The sequence below is a fragment of the Cryptosporangium japonicum genome (assembly GCF_039524755.1).
Taxonomy (GTDB): Bacteria; Actinomycetota; Actinomycetes; order Mycobacteriales; family Cryptosporangiaceae; genus Cryptosporangium; species Cryptosporangium japonicum.
The window spans coordinates 137,160-157,458 of record NZ_BAAAGX010000033.1 but is presented as its reverse complement, the minus strand read 5'-3'; the positions used below and the strand labels follow the sequence as shown (position 1 = coordinate 157,458).

Sequence of the window (20,299 nt, the reverse complement as noted above, 5' to 3'; positions counted from 1 at the left end):
TTTTGCTGCTGGAGACGGGTAACGGCGCACACGAACGACCCCCGGAGCGCCGCTCCGGGGGTCGGGGATGTGCTGCGGGCTAGAGGAGCCGCTCGAGGCGGTCGAGGTCCTCCCTGACCGCGGACAGGGCCTCCGCGGGCGACTGCGGTGCCCGCCCGTCGTCGCGTCCGCGCAGGCCGGCGACCGCCATGTCGGCGAGCTCGTCGCACACCATCACCAGATCGTCGCGACCACCGGGGCGGTACCACCAGGCCACCCAGTTCGCCATGCCCAGCGCACCCAGGGCGGCGACCCGCGGATCCACCGTACGGAACACCCCGCTGTTCACACCCTCCTCGATCACGCCGGCGATCGACCTGAGCACCGAGCGGCGCCCGGCCTCGTGCGTGGTCGCGATCTCCACCGGCAGGTCGGCCTCGGACCGCACGAGCAGCCGGAACCGGTCGGCGTGCTCGCCCTGGCGCCGCGCGGTGCTCGCCACGATCGAGTGGAGCTTCTCCGCGGGGTCGGCGTCCGTGCGTGCGGCCTCGGCCGCGATGTCGGTCGCCGCGTCCTGGGTGATCTCCGCGACCAGCTTGGCCAGCAGCTCTTCCTTGCTGCTGACGTAGTGGTAGAGCGCCGGGCGGGTGAGGCCGACGGCGTCGGCGATGTCCTGGAAGTTGGTGCCGGCGAAGCCCCGCTCGGCGAAGAGCCGGGTGGCCTGGACGTAGATCTCCTGCTCGATCAGGCCCCGGCGGGTGTTGGTGCGGGTGTGCGCGGGGGCCTCGGCGATCTTCTGGACCGTCCGACGTGCGCGCTTCGCGGGCAGCTTCGCAGGGTCGTCCTGACTACCTGTCATGAACGGTCACGTTATCAATTCGTCGGTCGCGTCCAACGCGGACTCGCTGACATCCGCGTTGACTTTTCGTCGTGTGCGTTGAAGAATCGTCTCCATGAAGCATGTGCGCGTAGGGCTCGTCGTCCCCAGCTCGAACGTCACCGTCGAGACCGAGATGCCGGCGATTCTCGGCCGCCACCCGGGCGCGTCGTTCTCGTTCCACGCGAGCCGGATGCGGATGGCCCGCGTGTCGCCGGAAGGCCTCGCCGCGATGAACGCGCAGCGGGAGCGGTGCGTCCTCGAGCTCGCCGACGCGGGCACCGACGTACTGCTCTACGCCTGCCTGGTCGCGCTGATGGCCGCCGGCCCGGGGGAGCATCAGCGCGTCGAAGGGCTGGTCGCCGAGCAGCTGGCCACCGGGGGTGCCGGCACGCTCGTCCGGTCGAGCGCCGGTGCGCTCACCGAGGGGTTGGGCGCGCTCGGCGCGCGGCGGATCGCGCTGGTCACGCCGTACCTGCGCCCGTTGGCCGAGAAGGTCGTCGAGTACCTGGAGGCCGAAGGGTTCGAGGTCGCCGACTGGCGGGCGCTCGAAGTGGAGGACAACGTCGCGGTCGGCTGCATCCCCGGCGACCGGGTGATGGACGCCGCGCGCTCCCTCGACCTCACCGGCGTCGACGCGCTGGTGATCTCCGCCTGCGTACAGATGCCCTCGCTCGGGCTGGTGGACTCGGCGGAGAAGGAGTTCGGCCTGCCCGTCCTCTCGGCCGCCACGGCCGGTGCCTACAGCATCCTGCGCGCCAACGGCCTGCCGGTGGCGATCCCCGGTGCCGGTTCGCTGCTCCGCGCCGACGTCCCCGTTCCGGCCTGAAGGAGGTCACCGTGGAACATCTCGTTCGCGGCGTCGATCACGCCGCTTTCCCGACGTTCGACCCGGCCGGCACGGTCGCGTTCTATCGCGACACCCTCGGCTTCCCGGTCGTGCACTCGATCTGTGCGGCCGGCTGGGGGCCGGAAGCCCACCCCGACTTCATCCATTTCTTCTTCGACATCGGCGGCGGGGACCGGCTGGCGTTCTTCTACTACTTCGGTCTTCCGGCGCCCGACACCAGCGAGGGCCAGGGCGACGTGTACGCCCGCTTCGGCGACGACACCCCGCTGTTCTTCGTGCGCTCCCGGCACCTGGCGCTCCACGTCGACTCCGAGGAACACCTGCTGGAGTACCGCCGGCGGCTCGACGCCAGTCAGTGGCCGGTCGAGATGCAGATCCAGCACGAGACGATTGAGTCGATCTACACCCACGACCCCAACGGCTACATGGTCGAGATCACCCGCGCGATGCGTCCGGTCACGCCCCAGGAAGACCTCGACGCCAACCTGACGATCGACGCGCTCGTCGACGTCGTCTCGCGACCGGGCGCCGGAATGGACGACCTGTTGGTCCGCAAGGCCGAGCTGATCGTCGAGCGGGCCGAGCAGTGGCAGGAGCAGCACTCCTTCCCGGAAGGGCCGGTGCGCTCATGACGAATCGGCTGTTCGTGCTCGACGTCCCGGAGAACGTGCCGATCGTGGCCGTCGCTCGCGACCTGCCCCAGGTCACGGTCGACCGGGTCGGGCCGTACTTCGTGCTCGAGTCCGACCGGCCGATCTCCATCGATCGGCGGAGCACGGGCGTGCGGCACGCCGTCTGGTACAGCTGCGTCGCCGGCCTGGCGGGCTGGCGGATCGCCCAGTGGGACAAGGACGCGCTCCGGACGGAGGCCCGATGACCAGGGGACTCGGCTCCGGGCGGTACGCCGACCCGGTCCTCGTCGCGGACGCTCCCACGTCGGTGCACGAGCTCACCACCGCCGACGGGGCGCACGTCACCGGGGTGCTGCGGGTCCCGCCGGGCGCGCGGACGGTGGTGACGCTCATGCACCCACGTCAGGATGTCACGCACCACGCGCTCGTGCCGCACCTGCTCGCGGCCGGCCGCGCCGTCTGGACCCAGGGGTCGCGCTCGCCGAACAACGACCTGAACCTGCTGCACGAACACGCCCTTCTCGACTTCGCCGCCGGCCAGGTGTTCCTGCGCGCGCACGGGTTCGATCGGATCGTCACGCTCGGGCACTCCGGCGGCGCCACCCTGGCCGCGTTCTACTGTCAGCAGGCGGCACTCGCGCCGGGGCAACGTCTCGCGGCCGCCCCGTCCGGCCGGCCGGTCCCGTTGAACGACGCGACGATGCCGCTACCCGACGGCGCCGTGTTCCTCGCGCCGCACCCGGGGCAGGGCGCGCTGCTGCAACGGGTCATCGACCCCTCGGTCGTGGACGAGAACGACCCGCTCGCCGTCGATCCGTCACTGGATCCGTTCGCGCCGGCCAACGGCTTCCGCGAGGCACCGGCGTCGGCGCAGTACGAGCCGGAGTTCGTCGCGCGTTACCGCGCGGCGCAGGCGGCCCGGGTACGGCGGATCGATGCCGTCGCGGCGGCCCTCGTGGCGGAGGGCCAGGCGGCCAACCGCGCGTTCAAGCGCTCGGGCGACGCCGGAGCGCGGCGCCGTGCCCTCGCGCCCCGACTCGTCACCGTGCACCGCACCGACGCCGACCTGCGGAATGTCGACCTCTCGATCGATCCGAACGCCCGCCCGTACGGTTCGCTCTTCGGCCGCCGCCCCGATCTCACCAACTACGGGCTCGTCGGTTTCGGCCGGTTGTCCACGGCCGAGGCATGGATGTCGACGTGGAGCGCAACCACCACGAACGCCGACTTCCTGCGGTGCGCCCCGGGCGTGAGCGTGCCCACGCTCCTGCTGGAGTTCACCGGCGACCAGGCGTCGTTCCCGCCCGACATCGTGGCGTTCAGTAAGGCGCTCGGCGCCTCGGACCTCACCGTCGACGCGGTAGCCGGCACCCACTTCGGCCGCCCGCTGACCGAAGACACCCCGTCGGGCAACGAACTCGCCTCCGCAGTGATCCAGCAATGGCTGGCCCCTCGCTTCCCAACCTGACGCCCCGGCCCCACCCCGAGGGAGGCTCCGCGCTGGCATGAGGGTTCACCGGCATAACTTCGACCCGGTGTGGGCCTCGCATCCCAGCGTGACTTCGATACCCAGCGCGGCTCCGTCCTAGCTTGACGCTCTCCCCCGCGGGCTTGGCTCCGCGCTCGATTCGGTGTGCCGCGTCGCCCTGCAGGTGTGGCGCCGTGCTTGGTGTGGCGCCGTGCTTGGTGTGGCGCCGTGCTTGGTATGGCGCCGTGCCTGGGGTGGTGCCGTGCCTGGGGTGGCGCCGTGCCTGGGTTTGGGTCCGGCCCCCGGCATGGCTCCAGGGCCGGTGTGCGTCGGTGACCGGCGTGGCTAGGGCCTCTCGCCGGGCCCCGTCATGTCCGGCGGCTCGCCCACCAGTCTCGTGGAGCGCCTGTGCTCCCTGCGGCATCTCGCCGTCCCCGCCTCGTCCAGCGCGGACTGAGCCGAGCCCGCCGCCTGGTCACGACCGCGGGAGTTGTGAGCAGGGCAAGAATCGCGGTCTGCCGCGAGGGCGGTGTCCAGATCGGCCAAGACCTGACCTCGGAGGGTCAGGAGGTGCGGCGGAGGTACATTTCGAAGACGGCGTCCAGGACCGGGCGGTTGTCGGACCGTACGAGCCGGCCGCGGACGGCGACCAGGGCTCGCTCCGGGCCCCGGGCGGTGACCTCCTCGACGACCAACGAGCCGGTCAGCGTCGTCCCGTCGGTCACGGGGGCGGTCAGTTCGATCGAGCGGATCCGCCGCCCGGCGATGACGTCCCAATGCTCGTACGCCCCGAGCACCGCGAGCCGCTGCAGAACCCCGAGGGTGTGCAAGCCGCTCGCGATCACCTCGCCGAAGTAGCTGTCGGCGGCGGCCGAGGGATCGACGTGGAAGCTCTGCGGATCCCACTGGCGGGCGAACTCCACGATCTCGTCCGCCGTGACGGTGTAGCTCCCGAGATCGATCTCGAGCCCGATCGTGAGGTCCTCGGCCCGAAGCAGTGCCACGTCGCCCCCCGCCTCGTATCAATCGATCAGGTCGACCCGGTCGACGCGGCCGCTCACGAGGGCCGCGGCGGCGAACTCGGACCAGCGCCGGTTGACCCGGGCAACCACGACGCTAGCAGTCTCCCGGCGGACCCGTTCTCCCACGTCGAAGAGCGTGAGCATCGCCTCCCGATCGTCGTCGGCGACCAGCACGACCGGCCCCGAGGTCGTCCGGGCCCGCGTCAGCAGCGTCTCGGCGGCCGGGCCCCACGCGTCGACACCGTCGACCGGCAGTGGATGAACCGAGGCCGCCGGAGCGGACGCCGACCCGGCTCCGACGCCGCGGCTGAGCACCCATGCGGCTCGATCGGAGTCGGGGACGTCGACGGGGTCGCAACCGGCGTACTGCGCCAGCCCGGTTCGCACCACGTCGGGGGCGAGCGCGCCGAACCGGTCGAGCGTGACCTTCCCCGCGCGCGTCATGTAGGCGATCAGCAGCTGTTCGACCGGCAGGTCGAGCCGGCCGGGAAAGGACTCCCACCAGCGCATGCTGCGGTGCGCGGTGGCCTGCAGGTGCTCGACCGCCGGGCGGCGCTCCTCCTCGAACCGCTGCAGCGCGGCCGGGAGGTCGGCGGCCTCGTCGAGCGCGCGGACCAGCGCGATCCCGTCTTCCATGGCGAGCTTCGTGCCCGACCCGATCGAATAGTGCGCGGTGTGCACCGCGTCGCCGAGGAGGACCACGTTGCCGTGGTGCCAGCGGGCGCACGTGACGGTGCGGAACCGTAGCCACCGGGTGCGGTTGCCGATGAGCGGATGGCCCTGCAACTCGTCGTGGAAAGCCTTCGCGAGGTAGCTGAGCGAGTGCTCGTCGCTGACGTCGGGCGGGGTCTGTTCGGTGGAGACGTCGAAGCCGGCGCGGCGCCAGGTGTCCTCGTCGGTCTCGACCAGGAACGTGCTGCGATCGGCCCGGTAGGGGTAGGCGTGCGCGACGAACGTGCCGAACTCGGTGGTGACCGGCCGGAACACGGCGCTGGGCAGCGCGAAGTCGGTGCCGGCCCACAGGTAGAGGCCGCGGTGGGTGGAGACCTCCGGGCCGAAGGTGGCCGAGCGGGTCGCGCTGTTGACTCCGTCCGCGGCGATGACGAGGTCGGCGTCGAGATCGCCGGCCGACACACGGGCGCCGGACCGGATCCGCACTCCGGCGGCCTCGGCGTGCCGACGGAGGATGTCGAGCAGGGTGGACCGGCCGATCGCGATCAGGTTGCCGACCGGCAGCGTGACCTTCTGTTCGCCGACGGCCATCGCCATGTCGTGGCTCCACGCGTTGTCGACGATCTCGGCGAAGCTGGCCGGATCGGCGGCGTCGAGGTTGCGCTGCGTACGGGTGGCGAGCCCGACGCCGAAGCCGAACGTCTGCCCGGGGGGACTCTGCTCGTAGACGGTGACCGAACACCCCGGACGGCTCAGCTTCAGGAGCCTGGCGACGTACAGACCCCCGGGGCCTCCGCCGAGTACGGCGACGGATCGCAGGTTCACGGCGACTCCTTGTCGGACGACTGATCCGACGCCAATGTAAGCCGGATCAACGTTTGCGTCAATCTTTTGACATCAGCGTCCAGGAGCGCTAGATTCGAGACCATGAGCAGCACCGATGGGCTGGTTCGGTACCCCGCCGACGTCGCCGCGCGCTACCGAGCCGCGGGCGCGTGGGGCACCCGGTCGCTCGCGGCCGAGTTCCGGGCCGTCGCCGAGCGCGTCCCCGAGCGGGAGGCCGTCGTGGCCCCCGACGGCCGGCTCACCTACCGCGAGCTCGACGAGCGGGCCGATCGTCTGGCGCTCGGCCTCACCGAACTGGGCCTGCGGCCGGGAGGCCGGGTCGTCCTCCAGATCGGCAACCGGTTGATGTCCGTCGTGGCCTGGTACGGGTTGCTCAAGGCCGGGCTGGTGCCGATCTGCTCGCTCCCGGCCCACCGCGAGCACGAGATCTCCGGCGTCAACCGGAAGACCGGCGCGGTCGCGCACCTGGTCGAGGCCGGCGGGCGGTTCGACCTGGTGGAGTTCGCGCTGCAGCAGCGGATCGGCGTGCCGCTGACGATCGGCGCGGCGGACGGGCCGAACCGCCTCGAAGACCTCGTCGACCGTTCCGATCCCGGCGTCGCGCGCGCCGTGGTCGACCGCATCCAGGCCCGGATCCACCCCGATGAGGTCGCGGTCTTCCAGCTTTCCGGCGGCACCACCGGTGTTCCGAAGGTCATTCCGCGCCTGCACGCCGAGTACTGGTACAACGCGCGTGCCTACGCGGAGGCCTCCGGCTGGGACGAGACCACACGTAACGGGCACCTCATTCCGGTGATCCACAACGCGGGCATCGTGTGCGGGGTCCACGCCCCGCACAGTGTGGGCGGCTGCACGCTGCTCACCTCGCCGGTGCTCGACGAGGCGCTGCCGATGCTGGCCGCTGAGCGGGTCACCGATGTCCTGTTCGGCCACGGTCATTACGGCGCGGTCGGTCATCCGGTGTTCACGCAGCTCGTGCCGAGCCTGCGCCGGGTCGTGCTCTCCGGCGCGAAGGTTCCGCTGCCCCTGTTCGAGGCCCTCGAAGGCCACGGGCTGTGGTCCGGTCAGCTGTTCGGCATGGGGGAGGGGTTCTTCGCGCTGAGCGGCTCCGGGGCGCCGCGCGAGGCGCGCCTCACCACTGTCGGCACGCCGATCTCCGCTCTCGACGAGTTCCGGGTGCTCGACCCCTCCTCGGAGAAGGAGCTTCCCGACGGTGAGGTCGGGGAGCTCGCGTGCCGTGGTCCGTACACGCTGCGGGGGTACTTCGACGCACCGGACGTCAACGCGGTCGCGTTCACGTCCGACGGGTTCTACCGCACGGGGGATCTGGTCGCCGTGCGGACGTTCGGGGGTGAACGTGCCATCTCGGTGGAGGGGCGGATCAAAGACGTCATCAATCGGGGCGGCGAGAAGATCAGCGCCGAGGAGGTGGAGGTGCTGTTGCTCCGGCACCCGGGCATCCGGGAAGCGGCGATCGTCGCGATGCCGGACGAACGCCTCGGTGAGCGGTCCTGCGCGTACCTGGTGCCCAGTGGAGGGCGGCTCACCCTGCCTGATCTGCAGGAGCATCTCGCGGGACTCGGGGTAGCGAAGTTCAAGTGGCCCGAGCGGCTCGAATGGGTGTCGTCGTTGCCGAAGACGGCGGTGGGCAAGCTCGACAAAAAGCTCCTCCACCGCCAGATCGCGGCGAAGCTATCGGAGGAGTGACCCGGCCCCCACCGCGGGAGAAGGCCCCGTCCCCGCCGCGGAGGAAAGCCCGGCCCGCACCGAGGAGGAAAGTTCAGGCCGACCCGAAGGACGCCCGGGCCCGTACCGGGGCGGATCGATCGAGCCCTCCTGATGGAAGCCGAGGCCCGCACCCAGCGGCGGATCGACCGCGCCCACCCGAGCGACTGCCCGCGGTGCGTCGGCCAGACCGACCCGGCGCTGTTACGGCCACGGCCAGTCTCTTCGGGTCGAAGCCGAGTTCGCGGGCGTTGTCGGCCACCCACCGCGTCGCGGCGAAGCCCGCCTCGATCGCGGCCGGGTGGCGGTGTTCCGGCGCGAGTGGGTAGTCGACCGACACGACGACGCTTCCGGACCGGTTGGTCAACGCGCGGGCGAGGCCGTCGTGGGAGTCCAGGTCACCCGCCGCCGTGGACGAACACGACGACCCGGGAGCGGGCTCGAGAGGGCAGGGCGGTAGATGCCCGCCGGTCGTGGACGTCGGCGAGCGGTCCCGCGACGAGCATCCCGGCCAACCGGCGCGCGCCTGGGCCGGGGTGACGGTGTGCCGACCGGCGAAACCGGTACCGGCGAGCCGATCGAGATGGGACGAGTGCCGCGGGCCGATCGAGTCGAGCGGCCGCGACGGGCTGCGTCGCACGTTCGATCCGAGCGTGCTCGACCGGATCACGCTGATCGGCTGGGCCCGCGCGGCCGGGTTCACGCCGGCGCGGATCGCCCGCTTCCTGGTCGCGCCGCCCGGTGACGACGAGGCGTGAGCGCCTGGCCGAGAAGGCCCGCGAGCTGGAGGAGGACATCGACCGGCCGACCCGGATGCGGGACTGCCTGCGTCACGCCGCCACGTGCACCCACCCGCCCCTGGTGGAGTGTCCGGAGTGGAAACCCCGGATGGGATGGTGCAACAGTTCACCGACTCCGCTGCGTTCCGGTTGTGAACTCACGGGGAACGGGGACGGTGCGATGGGCCGGACGGCCGACGACGACGCGTTCGAAGCCTTCGTCAACCAACGCAGCCGGGCGCTGCTGCGTTACGGCTTCCTGCTGGCCGGGGACTCGCACACCGCTGCCGACCTCGTGCAGGAGGCGTTGCTGCGCCTGCGTGACGCGTGGGGACACGGTCGTGGCCGGGACCATCCGGACGCCTACGTCCGCACCACCATGTACCGGCTCCACATCAGCTGGTGGCGCCGGCTGCGCCGGGAACACCTCAGCGAGCGGGTGCCGGACACCGCGGTCGTCGATCCGGGCCTGCGCCGGGTCGAGGACGACACCGGGCTGTGGCCGGCGTTACGCACGCTCGGCCGGCGGCAGCGTGCCGTGCTCGTCCTGCGCTACTACGAGGGCCTGGACGACGACCGGATAGCCGAGTTGCTCGGCATCAGCCGGGTCACCGTGCGCACCCAGGCGATGCGTGGCCTGCGCACCCTGCGTGAGCAGCTGACCGAAGAGACCGTCCCCACCGGCCCGAGGAGGAATCGTGGCTGAGACCGTCGAGGCCGCCCTCGCCCGCACCCTGGACCGGGCCGCCGAGGCCGCCCCCGTGCCGGGGCCGGACCTGGCCGCCTCGCTGACCCGTCGTCACTACCAGCGCGCGAACCGGCGAGTCGACGGGCGCGGCCGGCTGATGGTCGTCGCGGCCGCGTTCGCGGTGGTGGCGGTGCTCGCCACCGGGGTCACCGCGGTGCGGACGATCCGCGACGGGCACCCGCCGACCACCGGGGCGGAACCCGGCGCGCTGGCCTTTCTCACGCCGGCGGCTCCGGTGGTGGAGCGCGCCGACTATCCCGACGGCGCGACGGTCGAAGACGTCTGGCCGTCGGCGTACAGCAAGATGACGGGGTCGTTCCCGATCTACCGTTTCCTGGCCGGTGGCCGCGTCCTCGTCGGCAGCCCGTCGAGCGCCGAGAACACGGACGACCAGGTCGGCCGGAAGAGCTCGATCGTCTCGGTGGACACCGTGACCGGTGCGACGCGTGCGATCAGCCCGGCCGGTCAGAGCCACTTCGCGGTCGGTGAGCCGGCCAACGCCGGCGCCGAGAAGTGGGTCGTCTGGGCGGTGTCGGCGCCGGATGGACGAGGGGAGATCTGGCGGGCCCCGGTCGACGGCGGCGCGGCGGCCCGGGTCACGACGCTGCCGCCGATCAAGAACGTCCACGTGGCCGAGCTCCGGCTGACGGTCGTCGACGACGTGGTGCTGATCGACCCCTATCCCGGCGTGGACGGACATCGCAACTTCGGCGTGCTCTGGGTGCCGCTCGACGGCAGTTCCGCGCCGGCCGTCATCCCCGGCTCCCACGACTACCGGTACCTGCAGTGGCCGTGGTTCGGGTCCACCGCGGTCATGAACAACTCGACGATCTGGAACGCCGTCACCGGTGAGCGGCAGACCACGCCCCTCAGCTGGAAGTCGATGAGCTGCTCGAGGTCGTGGTGCGTCGGGCGCGAGCAGGACGTCGTCGTGGTGGGGCGGCGCGACGGTGCGGACGTGCGCGAGATCGCGCTCGGGCCCGGCGGTGGCGGCTACCGGATCGTCGCCGACCGTTTCGTCGTGGGCGCGTTCGTCGGTAGCGGCGCTTTGATCTACGACCTGGTCGCGCGCAAATACCTGCGGCTGCCCCGGGCCGGCCGGGGGGAGCAGTGGCGGGACGCGCAGCTCAGCGCCGCGACCAGCACCGACCCGTTCTACCTCTGGACGGTGACGACCGCGGGGCGGCCGGATTCGCTCCGCGTACTGCGGGTGGGGGAGATGCGCTAGCTCTACTCGGTCATGACGTCGGTGTCAGGGGGCTGCCACCGGCCGACGGTCGGACGCGGGACACCCATCCGGCCGGTCCCGCGAGCCCGGGGACGCCCCTGACGGCAGTTGCCGGACCGGTCCAGGATGATTGCCGCGACGATCGCGTCCCGCGCGCCGATCGCGGCCGAGACCGCGAAGGTGGCCCTGCGGGCCGAGCCGCCGTCGCCCCACCGTGCACTCACCCGGAGGTAACGAGATGAACTGGCCTCCCACGGCTGCCCTTCCCGTCGACGCGGGCTCCGCGACACTGGTTGGGCGCGTGTGGCGGCCGGGCCTCGGCCCGTCCGTCGTGGCCGTCCGGGGCGGAGCGCTGTTCGACGTCACCGACAGCTTCCCGACCGTCCGGGAGCTCACCGAGTCCGACGACCCCGCCATGGCGCTGAGCGGAGCGACCGGCGAATTCCTCGGGCCGCTCGACCCGGTTCTCGCGAACACCCCGCCGGAGACCCGGGACGCGAACCGGCCGCACCTGCTGGCCCCGGTCGACCTCCACGTCGTCAAGGCCGCCGGTGTCACGTTCGCCGCCTCTATGCTCGAGCGGGTGATCGAGGAACGGGTCCGCGGTGACGCCGGTGCCGCGGCCGACGCCCGCGCCGACATCCACGCGCTGATCGGCACCTCGACGCCCCGCCCCGGCTCACCGGAGGCCGCGACGCTGCGCGAGGTGCTCGTCGCCGAGGGCCGCTGGAGCCAGTACCTCGAGGTGGGCCTCGGTCCCGACGCGGAGATCTTCACCAAGGCCCCGGTGCTCGCCGCGGTCGGCACCGCCGTCGACGCCGGCGTGCGCCGCGACTCCACCTGGAACAACCCGGAGCCCGAGGTCGTCATCGTCGTCTCGTCGGCGGGCACGATCGTCGGCGCCACCCTGGGCAACGACGTCAACCTGCGTGACATCGAGGGCCGCTCGGCGCTGCTGCTGCCCCAGGCCAAGGACAACAACGCGTCGGCCGCGCTCGGCCCGTTCGTGCGTCTGTTCGACGCCGGCTTTACCCTCGACGACGTCCGCGGCGCGACCGTGACGCTGACCGTCGACGGCGAGGACGGGTACCACCTCGACGGTGAGTCCTCGATGACGCGGATCAGCCGCGACCCCGCCGATCTCGCCGCCCAGCTGATGCGCAGCCACTTCTACCCCGACGGTGCCGTGCTCTACCTCGGCACGATGTTCGCGCCGACGGCCGACCGGCACACCCCCGGGCTCGGATTCACGCACGACGAGGGAGACGTGGTGACCGTGACGTCACCCCGCCTGGGCACGCTGACCAACCGCATCCGCCCCGCCGACGCGTGCGAACCCTGGACCTTCGGCCTCGCCGATCTGATGCGGAGCCTCCGCGACCGATGACTACTGGCATCAGCAGGTCGCGGAAGCGGTCGGCGACCCGATCGGTCACGCTCGCCGACGCCCCACCATCATCCGTGAAAGCACGTGAGGAGTCTTCGTGAGCACCGTTGAAGCAGTGACCCGGGCGGCCGCGGGAGCGGCGGCCGGGCTGGCGGCGATGGGGCGCGCGGGCCGGGCCCGGCTCCTGCGCGCGGCCGCCGACGAGATCGAGAAGCGCCGGGACGCGCTGATCGCGACCGCCGCGCGGGAGACGCACCTCGGGGAGGCGCGGCTCGACGGCGAGGTGACGCGCACCGCGTACCAGCTCCGTGTGTTCGCCGACGTCCTCGACGAGGGTTCCTACCTCGAGGCCACGATCGACCACGCCGGCGACACCCCGATGGGCCCGGGCCCGGACCTGCGCCGCCTGCTGGTGCCGCTCGGTCCGGTGGCGGTGTTCGGGGCCTCGAACTTCCCGCTGGCGTTCTCCGTGCCGGGCGGCGACACCGCCTCGGCGCTGGCGGCCGGCTGCCCGGTCGTGCTGAAAGCCCACGAGTCCCACCCCGAGACGTCGGAGCTGGCCTTCGAGGCCCTCGCCGCGGCCGTGGTCGCGACCGGCGCCCCCGACGGCACCGTCGGCCTGATCCACGGACGCGAAGCCGGCGCCGAACTCGTCACCGACCCGCGGATCACCGCGGTCGGCTTCACCGGCTCGCTCGGCGGGGGACAGGCGCTGCGCGCGCTGATCGAGACCCGCCCGGAGCCGATCCCGTTCTACGGCGAGCTCGCCAGCCTCAACCCGCTGGTCGTGACGCCGGCCGCGGCGGCCGCCCGCGCCGGGTCGATCGCCGCCGGCCTGGTCACCGCGGTCACCGGCTCGCTGGGTCAGCTCTGCACCAAGCCGGGCCTGATCTTCGTCCCCGCCGACGAGGCCGGCGACACGCTCGTCGCCGCGATGGCCACCGCGCTCGCCGACGTCCCCGCCGGCCTGCTGCTCAACGACCGCGTCGCGGACGGCTACGACTCGATCGGCGCCGACCTGCGCTCCCGGCCGGGGGTCGCCACCGCCGCCACCGGGGCCACCGGGGCCGGCGACGGCGCGACGCCGGCGCTGCTCACCGTGGACGCCGCGAACTTCACCGCGGACCTGGCCGAGGAGTGCTTCGGCCCGCTCGCGCTGGTGGTGCGGTACGAGTCGGAGAAGGACCTGGTCGACGTGCTGTCGACGCTGCCGGGCTCGCTCACCGGCACGATCCACTCCGCCGACGGCGACGACCTGGGCCCGCTGCTGGCCGTGCTGACGCCCCGCGCCGGACGCCTGCTCTTCGACGCCTACCCGACCGGCGTCCTCGTCGCCTGGGCGCAGACGCACGGCGGGCCGTGGCCGTCGACGAACACCGTGCACACCTCGGTGGGCCCGACCGCGATCCGCCGCTTCCTGCGTCCGCTGACGTACCAGAACGCCCCCGAGCAGGTCCTGCCGGAGGAGCTCCGGGACGGGTACACGGGCATTCCGCGTCGTGTGGACGGGGTGTTGCAGGCGTAAGTTGAGGGGGTGCGCCCCCCGCTTCCGCCGTTCACCGCCAAGACCGCCGCCACCAAGGTCCAGGCGGCCGAGGACGCCTGGAACACCCGCGATCCCGAGCGGGTGTCCCTGGCCTACACCGAGGACTCGGTCTGGCGGAACCGGGACACGTTCCTCACCGGCCGCGCCGCGATCGTCGAGTTCCTCACCGCGAAGTGGCAGCGGGAACTCGACTACGCGCTGCGCAAGTCACTGTGGACGTTCGCCGGCCACCGCATCGCCGTGCGCTTCCAGTACGAGTGCCGCGACGAGGCCGGGCAGTGGTGGCGCAGCTACGGCAACGAGAACTGGGAGTTCGACGACCAGGGCCTGATGCGCCGCCGCGAGGCGAGCATCAACGACCTGCGCATCACTGCGGACGAGCGGCGCATCATCGGTCCGCGTGCTCCCGGTGACGAGTCCGAACTGCCGTTGCGCTGAGGCGTCGCAGCACCGGCCAGAGCAGGATCACCGCGATCGTTCCGTAGATCACGTACGACAGCGCGCCGCCGAGCAGACCGGACGGGTCACCGCCGGAGAGCTGGAGCGCCATCCGGCCCTGCCGTTCGGCGATCGGGCCGAGGATGACCCCGACGATGAGCGGCAGGATCGGCAGCCCGAACCGGCGCATCCCGAAGCCGATCAGCCCCAGCACCAGCAGCAGGAGCAGGTCGAACGGCTGGGCGTTGACCGCGTACGCCCCCATCGAGGCGAAGAACAGGATTCCGGCGTACAGGTACGGGCGGGGCACGCGCAGGAGCTTGGCCCAGAGCGGCGCGAGCGGCAGGTTGAGCACCAGCAGCATCAGGTTGCCGATGAACAGGCTCGCGATCAGCGTCCAGACCAGCGAGGACTCGCGTTCCAGCAGCAGCGGGCCGGGCTGGATGCCGTAGCTGGTGAGCGCGGCGATCATCACCGCGGCGGTGGCGTTGGTGGGCAGGCCGAGCGCGAGCAGCGGCACCAGCGTGCCGGCCGCCGACGCGTTGTTAGCGGCCTCCGGCCCGGCGACGCCCTCGATCGCGCCCCGGCCGAACTCCTCCGGGTGCCGGCTGAGCCGTTTCTCCAGCGTGTAGGAGAGATAGGTGGGGATTTCGGCGCCGCCGGCCGGCATCACGCCGAACGGGAACCCCAGCCCGGTGCCGCGCAACCACGGCCGCCACGAGCGGCGCCAGTCCTCGCGCCCCAGCCACGGCCGGCCGACCGGGATGACCTGGCCGATCGTGTGGCGCAGGTGCGCGGCCACCCAGAGCGTCTCGCCGACGGCGAAGATCCCGACGGCGACGACGATGACGTCGATGCCGTCGGCCAGCTGCGCCAGGTCGAGCGTCAGCCGCTGCTGTCCGGTGACCCGGTCGATGCCGACCAGACCGATCGTGAGGCCGAGCAGCAGCGCGGCGAAGCCCCGGATCCGGGAGGCGCCGAGCACCGCGCTGACCGCGATGAAGCCCAGCAGCATGATCGCCAGGTAGTCGGGCGCGCCCAGGCTGACCGCGAACGTCACCATCAGCGGGGTCACCAGCACCAGCAGCAGCGTGCCGATCGTGCCGGCGACGAACGACCCGATCGCCGCGGTGGCCAGCGCCTGGGCCGCGCGGCCGGCCTTGGCCATCTTGTTGCCCTCGATCGCGGTGACGACCGACGACGACTCACCCGGCGTGTTCAGCAGGATCGACGTCGTCGAACCGCCGTACATGCCGCCGTAGAGGATGCCGGCGAACATGATGAACGCCTGGGTCGGCTCCAGCCCGTAGGTCAGCGGGAGCAGGAGCGCGACCGTCATCGCCGGCCCGATGCCGGGCAGCACACCGACCGCGGTCCCCACGGTCACGCCCAGGAGCGCGAACAGCAGGTTCAGCGGCGTGACGACGCCGGCGAATCCGTCGAGCAGGCTGCCCAGGTCGTCGATCACAGGATCCCCTGCAGTATCCCGGCGGGCAGGGCGACGCCCAGCCCGATCGCGAACCCGTAGAACGTGGCCAACGCGAGCGTGACCGCGACCGCGAGCGACACCAGGTGCCGGCGCGCGCCGAGCGCGAACGCGGTGCCCCAGAACAGCAGCGATCCGCTGATCACCCAGCCCAGCGGCTCGATCAGCACCGCGTTGAGCGCGAACGCGGCGATGACCAGCGCGACCGTCCGCCAGTCGATCGGCGAGCCGGGGTCGACGTCCTCTCCGCCCTCCGGCTCGCCCCGGCCGCCGCGCGCCACGTCGATCGTGTACGCGACGGCGACGACCAGCAGCAGCGCGCCGATCAGGATCGGCACCGGCCGCGGCCCGATCGGGTCGTTGCTGTTCGTCGCCGGGTCGGTGCGTGCCGCGTCGATCATCACGAGGACGCCGACGACCGCGAGGAACGCGCACACCCCGTACTGGGCGCGGTCGGGTGGCGCGGTGACCGGCTCGCTCACGTCAGGCCGAGGCTGGTGAGGATCTCCGCGACGGCCTTGTCCTGTTCGGTGAGGAACGTCGCGAACTCGGGCCCGGTCGCGAACGCGTCGGTCCAGCCGTGTTTGGCCAGCTCCGCCTTCCAGGCGTCGGTGCCGTGCATCCGCGTCAGCAGGTCGATCCACCGCTGCTGGTCGGCCTCGGAGATCCCGGGTGGCGCCACGATGCCCCGCCAGTTGGTGAAGATCAGGTCGATGCCCGACTCCTTCAGCGTCGGTGCGTCCTTCACCATGTCCAGCCGGTTCTCGCTGGTCACCGCGAGCACCCGCACCTGGCCGGCCTCGATCTGGTCGATGAACTCGCCGACCCCGCTGGCCCCGAACGCGATCTTGCTGCCCAGCAACGCCGGGAGCAGTTCGCCGCCGCCGTCGTAGGAGACGTAGTTGACCTGCCTCGGGTCGATGCCGACGGCCTTCGCCAGCTGCATCGGCAGCAGGTGGTCCGGGCCGCCGGGCGAGGAGCCGCCACCGACCGCGATCTTCTTCGGGTCGGCCTTCCACGCGGCGACGAGGTCGTCGATGGTGCGGTACGGCGAATTCTTGGGCACGACGATCGCGCCCGACTCCTCGATCAACTTCGCGATCGGCGTCGTCTCGGTCAGCTTGGCCGGCGACTTCTGGGTGTAGGACGAGCCGACCACGCCCAGCCCCATCTGCATGACGAGGTCGCCGTTGCCCTTCTCGTTGACGATGCGCTGGAGCCCGACCACCCCGCCCGCGCCGGAGAGGTTGAACACCTCGACGCCGACGGCGATCCGGCTGTCCTCCATGACCTTCGCGAGGGTGCGCGCGGTCGTGTCGTAGCCGCCGCCGGGGCTGTTGGGCACCAGGATCCGCAGGCCGCTGACGGGTTTTCCGGACGTCCCGCTCGCACCGTCCCGGTCGGCGGTCGCGCCGCAGGCGGTCGTGGCCAGCAGGGTCATCGCGGCGAACGCGGCCAGCACGCGAGGCGTTCTTTTCATCGCGATTTCTCTTTCGTTTCGGGAGCGTCCGACGCGATGATGATGAGCCCCACCGATGCCGTCATTGCGTTGTGTAACCAGTGGAGGTTTTATTCATTGTGGTCGTGACGTCGCGGCGCTCCACGCTCGCGGGCCAGCTCCTGGCGCTCCAGCTCGTCGTCATCGTCGTGGTGCTGGTCGCCATCGCCGCGCTGTCGGTGGCGCAGTCCGCGGCCACGTTCGACCGGGTCGAGGGCCGGCGGGTCGCGGCGCTGGCCGAGCAGCTGGCCGACAACCCGCTGGTGCGCACGCAACTCGCGCAGCCGGCGCCGGGCGAGACGCTGGCGCCGCTGGTGCAGACGATCCGGACCCAGTCCGGCGTCACCTCGGTGACGATCGCCGACGCGGACGGCATCGTGGTGAGCTCGACCGACCCGCTGCTGACGCGGGGCCGGCTGCCGCTGGGCAGCGCCGGGGTCGCCGACGGCCGGAGCTGGTCGGGCGAGCTGCGGCTGAACGGATCGCTCGAGCTGGTCGCGCAGGTGCCGGTGCTCGGCGCCGAACCGCAGAACCTCGGCCGGCAACTCGGCGTCGTGGTCATCGGCGAGGCCTCGCCCACCCTGCAGCAGCGGGCCCTGGACGCCTCGTCGCACCTGGCGATCTACCTGGGGCTGGCCAGCGTCGTCGGGCTGCTCGGCTCCTGGTTGCTGGCCCGGCGCATCAAGCGCCAGACGCTCGGACTCGAGCCACGGGAGATCGCCGGGTTGGCCGAACACCGCGAGGCGATGCTCTACGGCATCGCCGAGGGCGTCATCGCGCTCGATCCGCACGACCGCGTCACGCTCGTCAACGCGGTCGGCCTGCGCCTGCTGGACCTGCCGGAGGAGTGCGTCGGCGCGACGCTCACCGAGCTGGGCGTCGAGGGACGGCTGGGGGAGGTGCTCACCGGGGGCGCGCGCGACGAGGTCGTGCTGCGCCGCGGCCGGGTGCTGGTGCTCAACCGGATGAGCGTCACCAAGGACGGGCGCCGGCTCGGCTCGGTGACCACGCTGCGTGACCGCACCGAGCTCGCCCAGCTCGAGCGGGAGATGGGCTCGTTCCGCAGCTCGACCGAGTTGTTACGCGCACAGGCCCACGAGTTCGCCAACCAGCTGCACACGATCTCGGGTCTGATCCAGATCGGGGAGTACGACGAGGTGGTGCAGTACGTCGAAGCGCTCGCGGACCATCGCGAGTCGCTCGACCTCACGTTGACCAGCCGGATCCAGGACACCGCGGTGGCGGCGCTGCTGATGGCGAAGTCCGCGCAGGCGGCCGAGCGCCGGGTGCGGCTGCGGATCTCCGAACGCACCGCGCTGGGGCGCCTGGAACCCGATGACGCCGCCGACATCGCTACCGTCGTCGGCAACCTCGTCGACAACGCGCTCGACGCCGCGGCGGTCACCGACGGCGCCTGGGTCGAGGTCGAGTTGCGCCAGGACACGTCGACGGTGGAGATCGTCGTGCGTGACTCCGGGCCGGGGATCGCACCGGAGCTGGCCCAGGAGGTCTTCGCCCGCGGGTTCACGACCAAGGCGGCCGAGGGCGGGGAACGCGGGATCGGGCTGGCTCTCACCCGGCTGGTGTGCCAGCGCCACGGCGGTGAGGTATCGGTGGCGAACACCCCGGAGGGCACGATGTTCGTGGCCCGGCTGACCGTCGGCGCACCGGCGCCCGGCCGGGCGCCGGTGGACGCGTGATCACCGTCCTCGTCGTCGACGACGACTTCCGGGTGGCCCGCATCCACTGTGGCTTCGTGGAACAGGTCGCGGGCTTCGCCGTGGTCGGCGTCGCCCACACCGGTCGCGAGGCCCTCGACGCGGTCGCGGACCTGCGCCCCGACCTGGTGCTGCTCGACCTCTACCTGCCGGACGTCTTCGGCCTCGACGTACTGGCCGAGCTGCGCACGTCGGCCCACGACTGCGACGTCCTGGTCATCTCCGCGGCCCGCGAGGCCGACGCCGTGCGCGGGGCCGTCCGCAACGGGATCGTCAACTACCTGCTGAAACCGTTCGGGTTCGACGATCTCCGCCGTCGGCTGCAGCAGTACGCCGCCCAGCGGGCCGGCCTGTACGCGACCGAGCTGGAGAGCCAGGCCGACATCGACCGGGCGCTCTCACAGGCCGCGCGCTCGGCGACCCGGGCGCTCCCGAAAGGACTGAGTGCGGAGACGGCGGCGCTCGTCGAGCGCGTCGTGCGTGCCGCCGCCGTGACCCTGTCGGCGGCCGAGTGCGCGGACCGGGCCGGCATCTCCCGGGTCAGCGCCCGCCGCTACCTGGAGTTCCTCCGCGACGCCGGCCGGGTCACGGTCACGCTCCGGTACGCGCAGGGCCGCCCCGAACGACGCTACCGCTGGTCGGACTGACCCGGCTGCACGCCGCGTACGCCCTCGATGAACAGGTCGAGCCCCAGCTCGAAGTAGGCCGGCTCGTTGCCGCAGTCGGTGAACGCGTCCGCCGAGGCCACGGTGAGCGGGTACCGCTCGGGCGACAACGCCTGCAGCGACGCGCGTTTGAGCCGGATGTGCTCCTCCCGCGCGGCCGGGTCCTCGCCGACCATCAGCCCCGGCTCCTGAGTCACCAGCGCCACGATCGTCTGCAGCGCGTGGCCGGAGAGCTGGGCCGACTGCTCGGCGGTGAACCCCGCCGAGCGCAGCACACCGAGCGTGCGCTCGGCGAGCTGCAGGCCCGGCTCGGACAGCAGCACCCGGGTCTTCACCAGGTCGGCGACGGCCGGGTGGGCGCGGAGCACGGCGAGCAGCTCGGACAGCAGGACACGCAGCTGCTCGGGCCAGGGGTCGTCGGACTCCGGCGGCAGCGTCACGTCGGACAGCACCTTCTCGGCGATGCCGTCGAACAGCCGGTCCTTGTCCTTGAAGTGCCAGTACAACGCCATCGGCGTGACGCCCTGGTCCTGCGCCAGCCGCCGGATGGTCACCGCCTCGAGCCCCTCGGTGCCGGCGAGCGTGATCGCGCAGTCGACGATCCGCTCCCGCGTGAGCCGCTCCTTGACCGCCGTCTCCGCCCGTTTTCTCGCCACGGTTGACAACTATACGGCGTACATGTTTCGCTCTCAACCGTTCCTATACGGCGTACATGTACGTCGTACGTGATGCAGA

At 71.9% G+C, this 20,299-nt stretch carries 22 protein-coding genes; 13 read left to right on the top strand and 9 right to left on the bottom strand.

The window, feature by feature from the left end; translation table 11 throughout:
- Nucleotides 1-79: 79 nt before the first annotated feature.
- Nucleotides 80-838 carry a TetR/AcrR family transcriptional regulator gene (locus ABD437_RS36245; RefSeq protein ID WP_344653481.1) on the bottom strand — a complete coding sequence of 253 codons (759 nt, stop codon included), beginning with the start codon at nucleotides 836-838 and terminating at the stop codon, nucleotides 80-82.
- Between the two features lie 94 nt (nucleotides 839-932).
- On the opposite strand from ABD437_RS36245, the gene ABD437_RS36240 reads away from it, so the two are divergent.
- Genes ABD437_RS36240 through ABD437_RS36225 form a run of 4 tightly spaced genes read left to right on the top strand, consistent with a single transcriptional unit; the run spans nucleotide 933 to nucleotide 3,806 of the window.
- On the top strand, nucleotides 933-1,685 hold the full coding sequence (locus ABD437_RS36240) for a maleate cis-trans isomerase family protein (RefSeq protein ID WP_344653480.1): 753 nt from the start codon (nucleotides 933-935) through the stop codon (nucleotides 1,683-1,685).
- 11 nt (nucleotides 1,686-1,696) lie between these two features.
- A complete protein-coding gene (locus ABD437_RS36235) occupies nucleotides 1,697-2,338 on the top strand; it encodes a VOC family protein (protein ID WP_344653479.1) in 642 nt (213 codons plus the stop codon).
- Entirely contained in the window at nucleotides 2,335-2,583 is a 249-nt protein-coding gene (locus ABD437_RS36230) for a hypothetical protein (protein ID WP_344653478.1), read from the top strand. The genes ABD437_RS36235 and ABD437_RS36230 overlap by 4 nt, the downstream gene beginning before the upstream one ends.
- Complete coding sequence (locus tag ABD437_RS36225) at nucleotides 2,580-3,806, top strand: alpha/beta fold hydrolase (protein WP_344653477.1); 1,227 nt, start codon at nucleotides 2,580-2,582, stop codon at nucleotides 3,804-3,806. The genes ABD437_RS36230 and ABD437_RS36225 overlap by 4 nt, the downstream gene beginning before the upstream one ends.
- 563 nt (nucleotides 3,807-4,369) lie before the next feature.
- Here the strand turns inward: ABD437_RS36225 and ABD437_RS36220 are convergent.
- Together ABD437_RS36220 and ABD437_RS36215 are read right to left on the bottom strand one after the other, a co-directional pair.
- Nucleotides 4,370-4,810: a MaoC/PaaZ C-terminal domain-containing protein gene (locus ABD437_RS36220; RefSeq protein WP_344653476.1), complete on the bottom strand. Its 441-nt coding sequence runs from the start codon at nucleotides 4,808-4,810 to the stop codon at nucleotides 4,370-4,372.
- 18 nt (nucleotides 4,811-4,828) lie between these two features.
- Nucleotides 4,829-6,325: an FAD-dependent monooxygenase gene (locus ABD437_RS36215; protein ID WP_344653475.1), complete on the bottom strand. Its 1,497-nt coding sequence runs from the start codon at nucleotides 6,323-6,325 to the stop codon at nucleotides 4,829-4,831.
- A gap of 102 nt (nucleotides 6,326-6,427) precedes the next feature.
- Here ABD437_RS36215 and ABD437_RS36210 point away from each other — a divergent pair, with 102 nt between their 5' ends.
- Nucleotides 6,428-8,053, top strand: a complete 1,626-nt coding sequence (locus ABD437_RS36210) for a (2,3-dihydroxybenzoyl)adenylate synthase (protein WP_344653474.1) — start codon at nucleotides 6,428-6,430, stop codon at nucleotides 8,051-8,053.
- A gap of 73 nt (nucleotides 8,054-8,126) precedes the next feature.
- Here ABD437_RS36210 and ABD437_RS43165 read toward each other — a convergent pair whose 3' ends face one another.
- Complete coding sequence (locus ABD437_RS43165; protein ID WP_425558328.1) at nucleotides 8,127-8,438, bottom strand: alpha/beta hydrolase fold domain-containing protein; 312 nt, start codon at nucleotides 8,436-8,438, stop codon at nucleotides 8,127-8,129.
- 106 nt (nucleotides 8,439-8,544) lie between these two features.
- On the opposite strand from ABD437_RS43165, the gene ABD437_RS36200 reads away from it, so the two are divergent.
- From ABD437_RS36200 to ABD437_RS36190, 3 genes are read left to right on the top strand one after another with little or no spacing between them, the layout of a single operon-like run.
- Nucleotides 8,545-8,829, top strand: a complete 285-nt coding sequence (locus tag ABD437_RS36200) for a MerR family transcriptional regulator (RefSeq protein ID WP_344653719.1) — start codon at nucleotides 8,545-8,547, stop codon at nucleotides 8,827-8,829.
- On the top strand, nucleotides 8,813-9,556 hold the full coding sequence (locus ABD437_RS36195; protein WP_344653473.1) for a SigE family RNA polymerase sigma factor: 744 nt from the start codon (nucleotides 8,813-8,815) through the stop codon (nucleotides 9,554-9,556). The genes ABD437_RS36200 and ABD437_RS36195 overlap by 17 nt, the downstream gene beginning before the upstream one ends.
- A complete protein-coding gene (locus ABD437_RS36190) occupies nucleotides 9,549-10,826 on the top strand; it encodes a hypothetical protein (protein WP_344653472.1) in 1,278 nt (425 codons plus the stop codon). The genes ABD437_RS36195 and ABD437_RS36190 overlap by 8 nt, the downstream gene beginning before the upstream one ends.
- Nucleotides 10,827-10,828: 2 nt before the next feature.
- Here ABD437_RS36190 and ABD437_RS36185 read toward each other — a convergent pair whose 3' ends face one another.
- Complete coding sequence (locus tag ABD437_RS36185; RefSeq protein ID WP_344653471.1) at nucleotides 10,829-11,050, bottom strand: hypothetical protein; 222 nt, start codon at nucleotides 11,048-11,050, stop codon at nucleotides 10,829-10,831.
- Nucleotides 11,051-11,064: 14 nt separating this feature from the next.
- On the opposite strand from ABD437_RS36185, the gene ABD437_RS36180 reads away from it, so the two are divergent.
- From ABD437_RS36180 to ABD437_RS36170, 3 genes are all read left to right on the top strand, one after another.
- Complete coding sequence (locus ABD437_RS36180; protein ID WP_344653470.1) at nucleotides 11,065-12,213, top strand: fumarylacetoacetate hydrolase family protein; 1,149 nt, start codon at nucleotides 11,065-11,067, stop codon at nucleotides 12,211-12,213.
- Between the two features lie 97 nt (nucleotides 12,214-12,310).
- The gene (locus ABD437_RS36175; protein WP_344653469.1) at nucleotides 12,311-13,738 is read left to right on the top strand and encodes an aldehyde dehydrogenase (NADP(+)); all 1,428 of its coding nucleotides are present in this window, start codon (nucleotides 12,311-12,313) and stop codon (nucleotides 13,736-13,738) included.
- A 9-nt stretch (nucleotides 13,739-13,747) separates the two neighbouring features.
- Nucleotides 13,748-14,197 carry a nuclear transport factor 2 family protein gene (locus ABD437_RS36170; protein WP_344653468.1) on the top strand — a complete coding sequence of 150 codons (450 nt, stop codon included), beginning with the start codon at nucleotides 13,748-13,750 and terminating at the stop codon, nucleotides 14,195-14,197.
- Here ABD437_RS36170 and ABD437_RS36165 read toward each other — a convergent pair.
- The 3 genes from ABD437_RS36165 to ABD437_RS36155 are packed head-to-tail and all read right to left on the bottom strand — an operon-like array spanning nucleotide 14,148 to nucleotide 17,163.
- Nucleotides 14,148-15,662: a tripartite tricarboxylate transporter permease gene (locus ABD437_RS36165; RefSeq protein WP_344653707.1), complete on the bottom strand. Its 1,515-nt coding sequence runs from the start codon at nucleotides 15,660-15,662 to the stop codon at nucleotides 14,148-14,150. The genes ABD437_RS36170 and ABD437_RS36165 overlap by 50 nt on opposite strands.
- Nucleotides 15,662-16,165, bottom strand: a complete 504-nt coding sequence (locus ABD437_RS36160; RefSeq protein ID WP_344653467.1) for a tripartite tricarboxylate transporter TctB family protein — start codon at nucleotides 16,163-16,165, stop codon at nucleotides 15,662-15,664. Before ABD437_RS36160 ends, ABD437_RS36165 begins: the two co-directional genes overlap by 1 nt.
- Nucleotides 16,162-17,163, bottom strand: a complete 1,002-nt coding sequence (locus tag ABD437_RS36155; protein WP_344653466.1) for a Bug family tripartite tricarboxylate transporter substrate binding protein — start codon at nucleotides 17,161-17,163, stop codon at nucleotides 16,162-16,164. The genes ABD437_RS36160 and ABD437_RS36155 overlap by 4 nt, the downstream gene beginning before the upstream one ends.
- A gap of 98 nt (nucleotides 17,164-17,261) precedes the next feature.
- On the opposite strand from ABD437_RS36155, the gene ABD437_RS36150 reads away from it, so the two are divergent.
- A complete protein-coding gene (locus ABD437_RS36150; RefSeq protein WP_344653465.1) occupies nucleotides 17,262-18,881 on the top strand; it encodes a sensor histidine kinase in 1,620 nt (539 codons plus the stop codon).
- Nucleotides 18,878-19,546 (top strand): response regulator, encoded by a 669-nt coding sequence (locus tag ABD437_RS36145; RefSeq protein WP_344653464.1) that lies wholly within the window; start codon nucleotides 18,878-18,880, stop codon nucleotides 19,544-19,546. The genes ABD437_RS36150 and ABD437_RS36145 overlap by 4 nt, the downstream gene beginning before the upstream one ends.
- On the opposite strand, the gene ABD437_RS36140 is transcribed toward ABD437_RS36145, so the two are convergent.
- Complete coding sequence (locus ABD437_RS36140) at nucleotides 19,528-20,220, bottom strand: TetR/AcrR family transcriptional regulator (RefSeq protein ID WP_344653463.1); 693 nt, start codon at nucleotides 20,218-20,220, stop codon at nucleotides 19,528-19,530. The genes ABD437_RS36145 and ABD437_RS36140 overlap by 19 nt on opposite strands.
- Nucleotides 20,221-20,299 lie beyond the last annotated feature (79 nt).

What these genes read in the sequence shown, in the direction of transcription:
- ABD437_RS36230 (WP_344653478.1), top strand. Translation starts at nt 2,335, where the DNA reads ATGACGAATCGGCTGTTCGTGCTCGACGTCCCGGAGAACGTGCCGATC.
- ABD437_RS36155 (WP_344653466.1), bottom strand. Translation starts at nt 17,163, where the DNA reads ATGAAAAGAACGCCTCGCGTGCTGGCCGCGTTCGCCGCGATGACCCTG.
- ABD437_RS36180 (WP_344653470.1), top strand. Translation starts at nt 11,065, where the DNA reads ATGAACTGGCCTCCCACGGCTGCCCTTCCCGTCGACGCGGGCTCCGCG.
- ABD437_RS36210 (WP_344653474.1), top strand. Translation starts at nt 6,428, where the DNA reads ATGAGCAGCACCGATGGGCTGGTTCGGTACCCCGCCGACGTCGCCGCG.
- ABD437_RS36245 (WP_344653481.1), bottom strand. Translation starts at nt 838, where the DNA reads ATGACAGGTAGTCAGGACGACCCTGCGAAGCTGCCCGCGAAGCGCGCA.
- ABD437_RS36240 (WP_344653480.1), top strand. Translation starts at nt 933, where the DNA reads ATGAAGCATGTGCGCGTAGGGCTCGTCGTCCCCAGCTCGAACGTCACC.
- ABD437_RS36225 (WP_344653477.1), top strand. Translation starts at nt 2,580, where the DNA reads ATGACCAGGGGACTCGGCTCCGGGCGGTACGCCGACCCGGTCCTCGTC.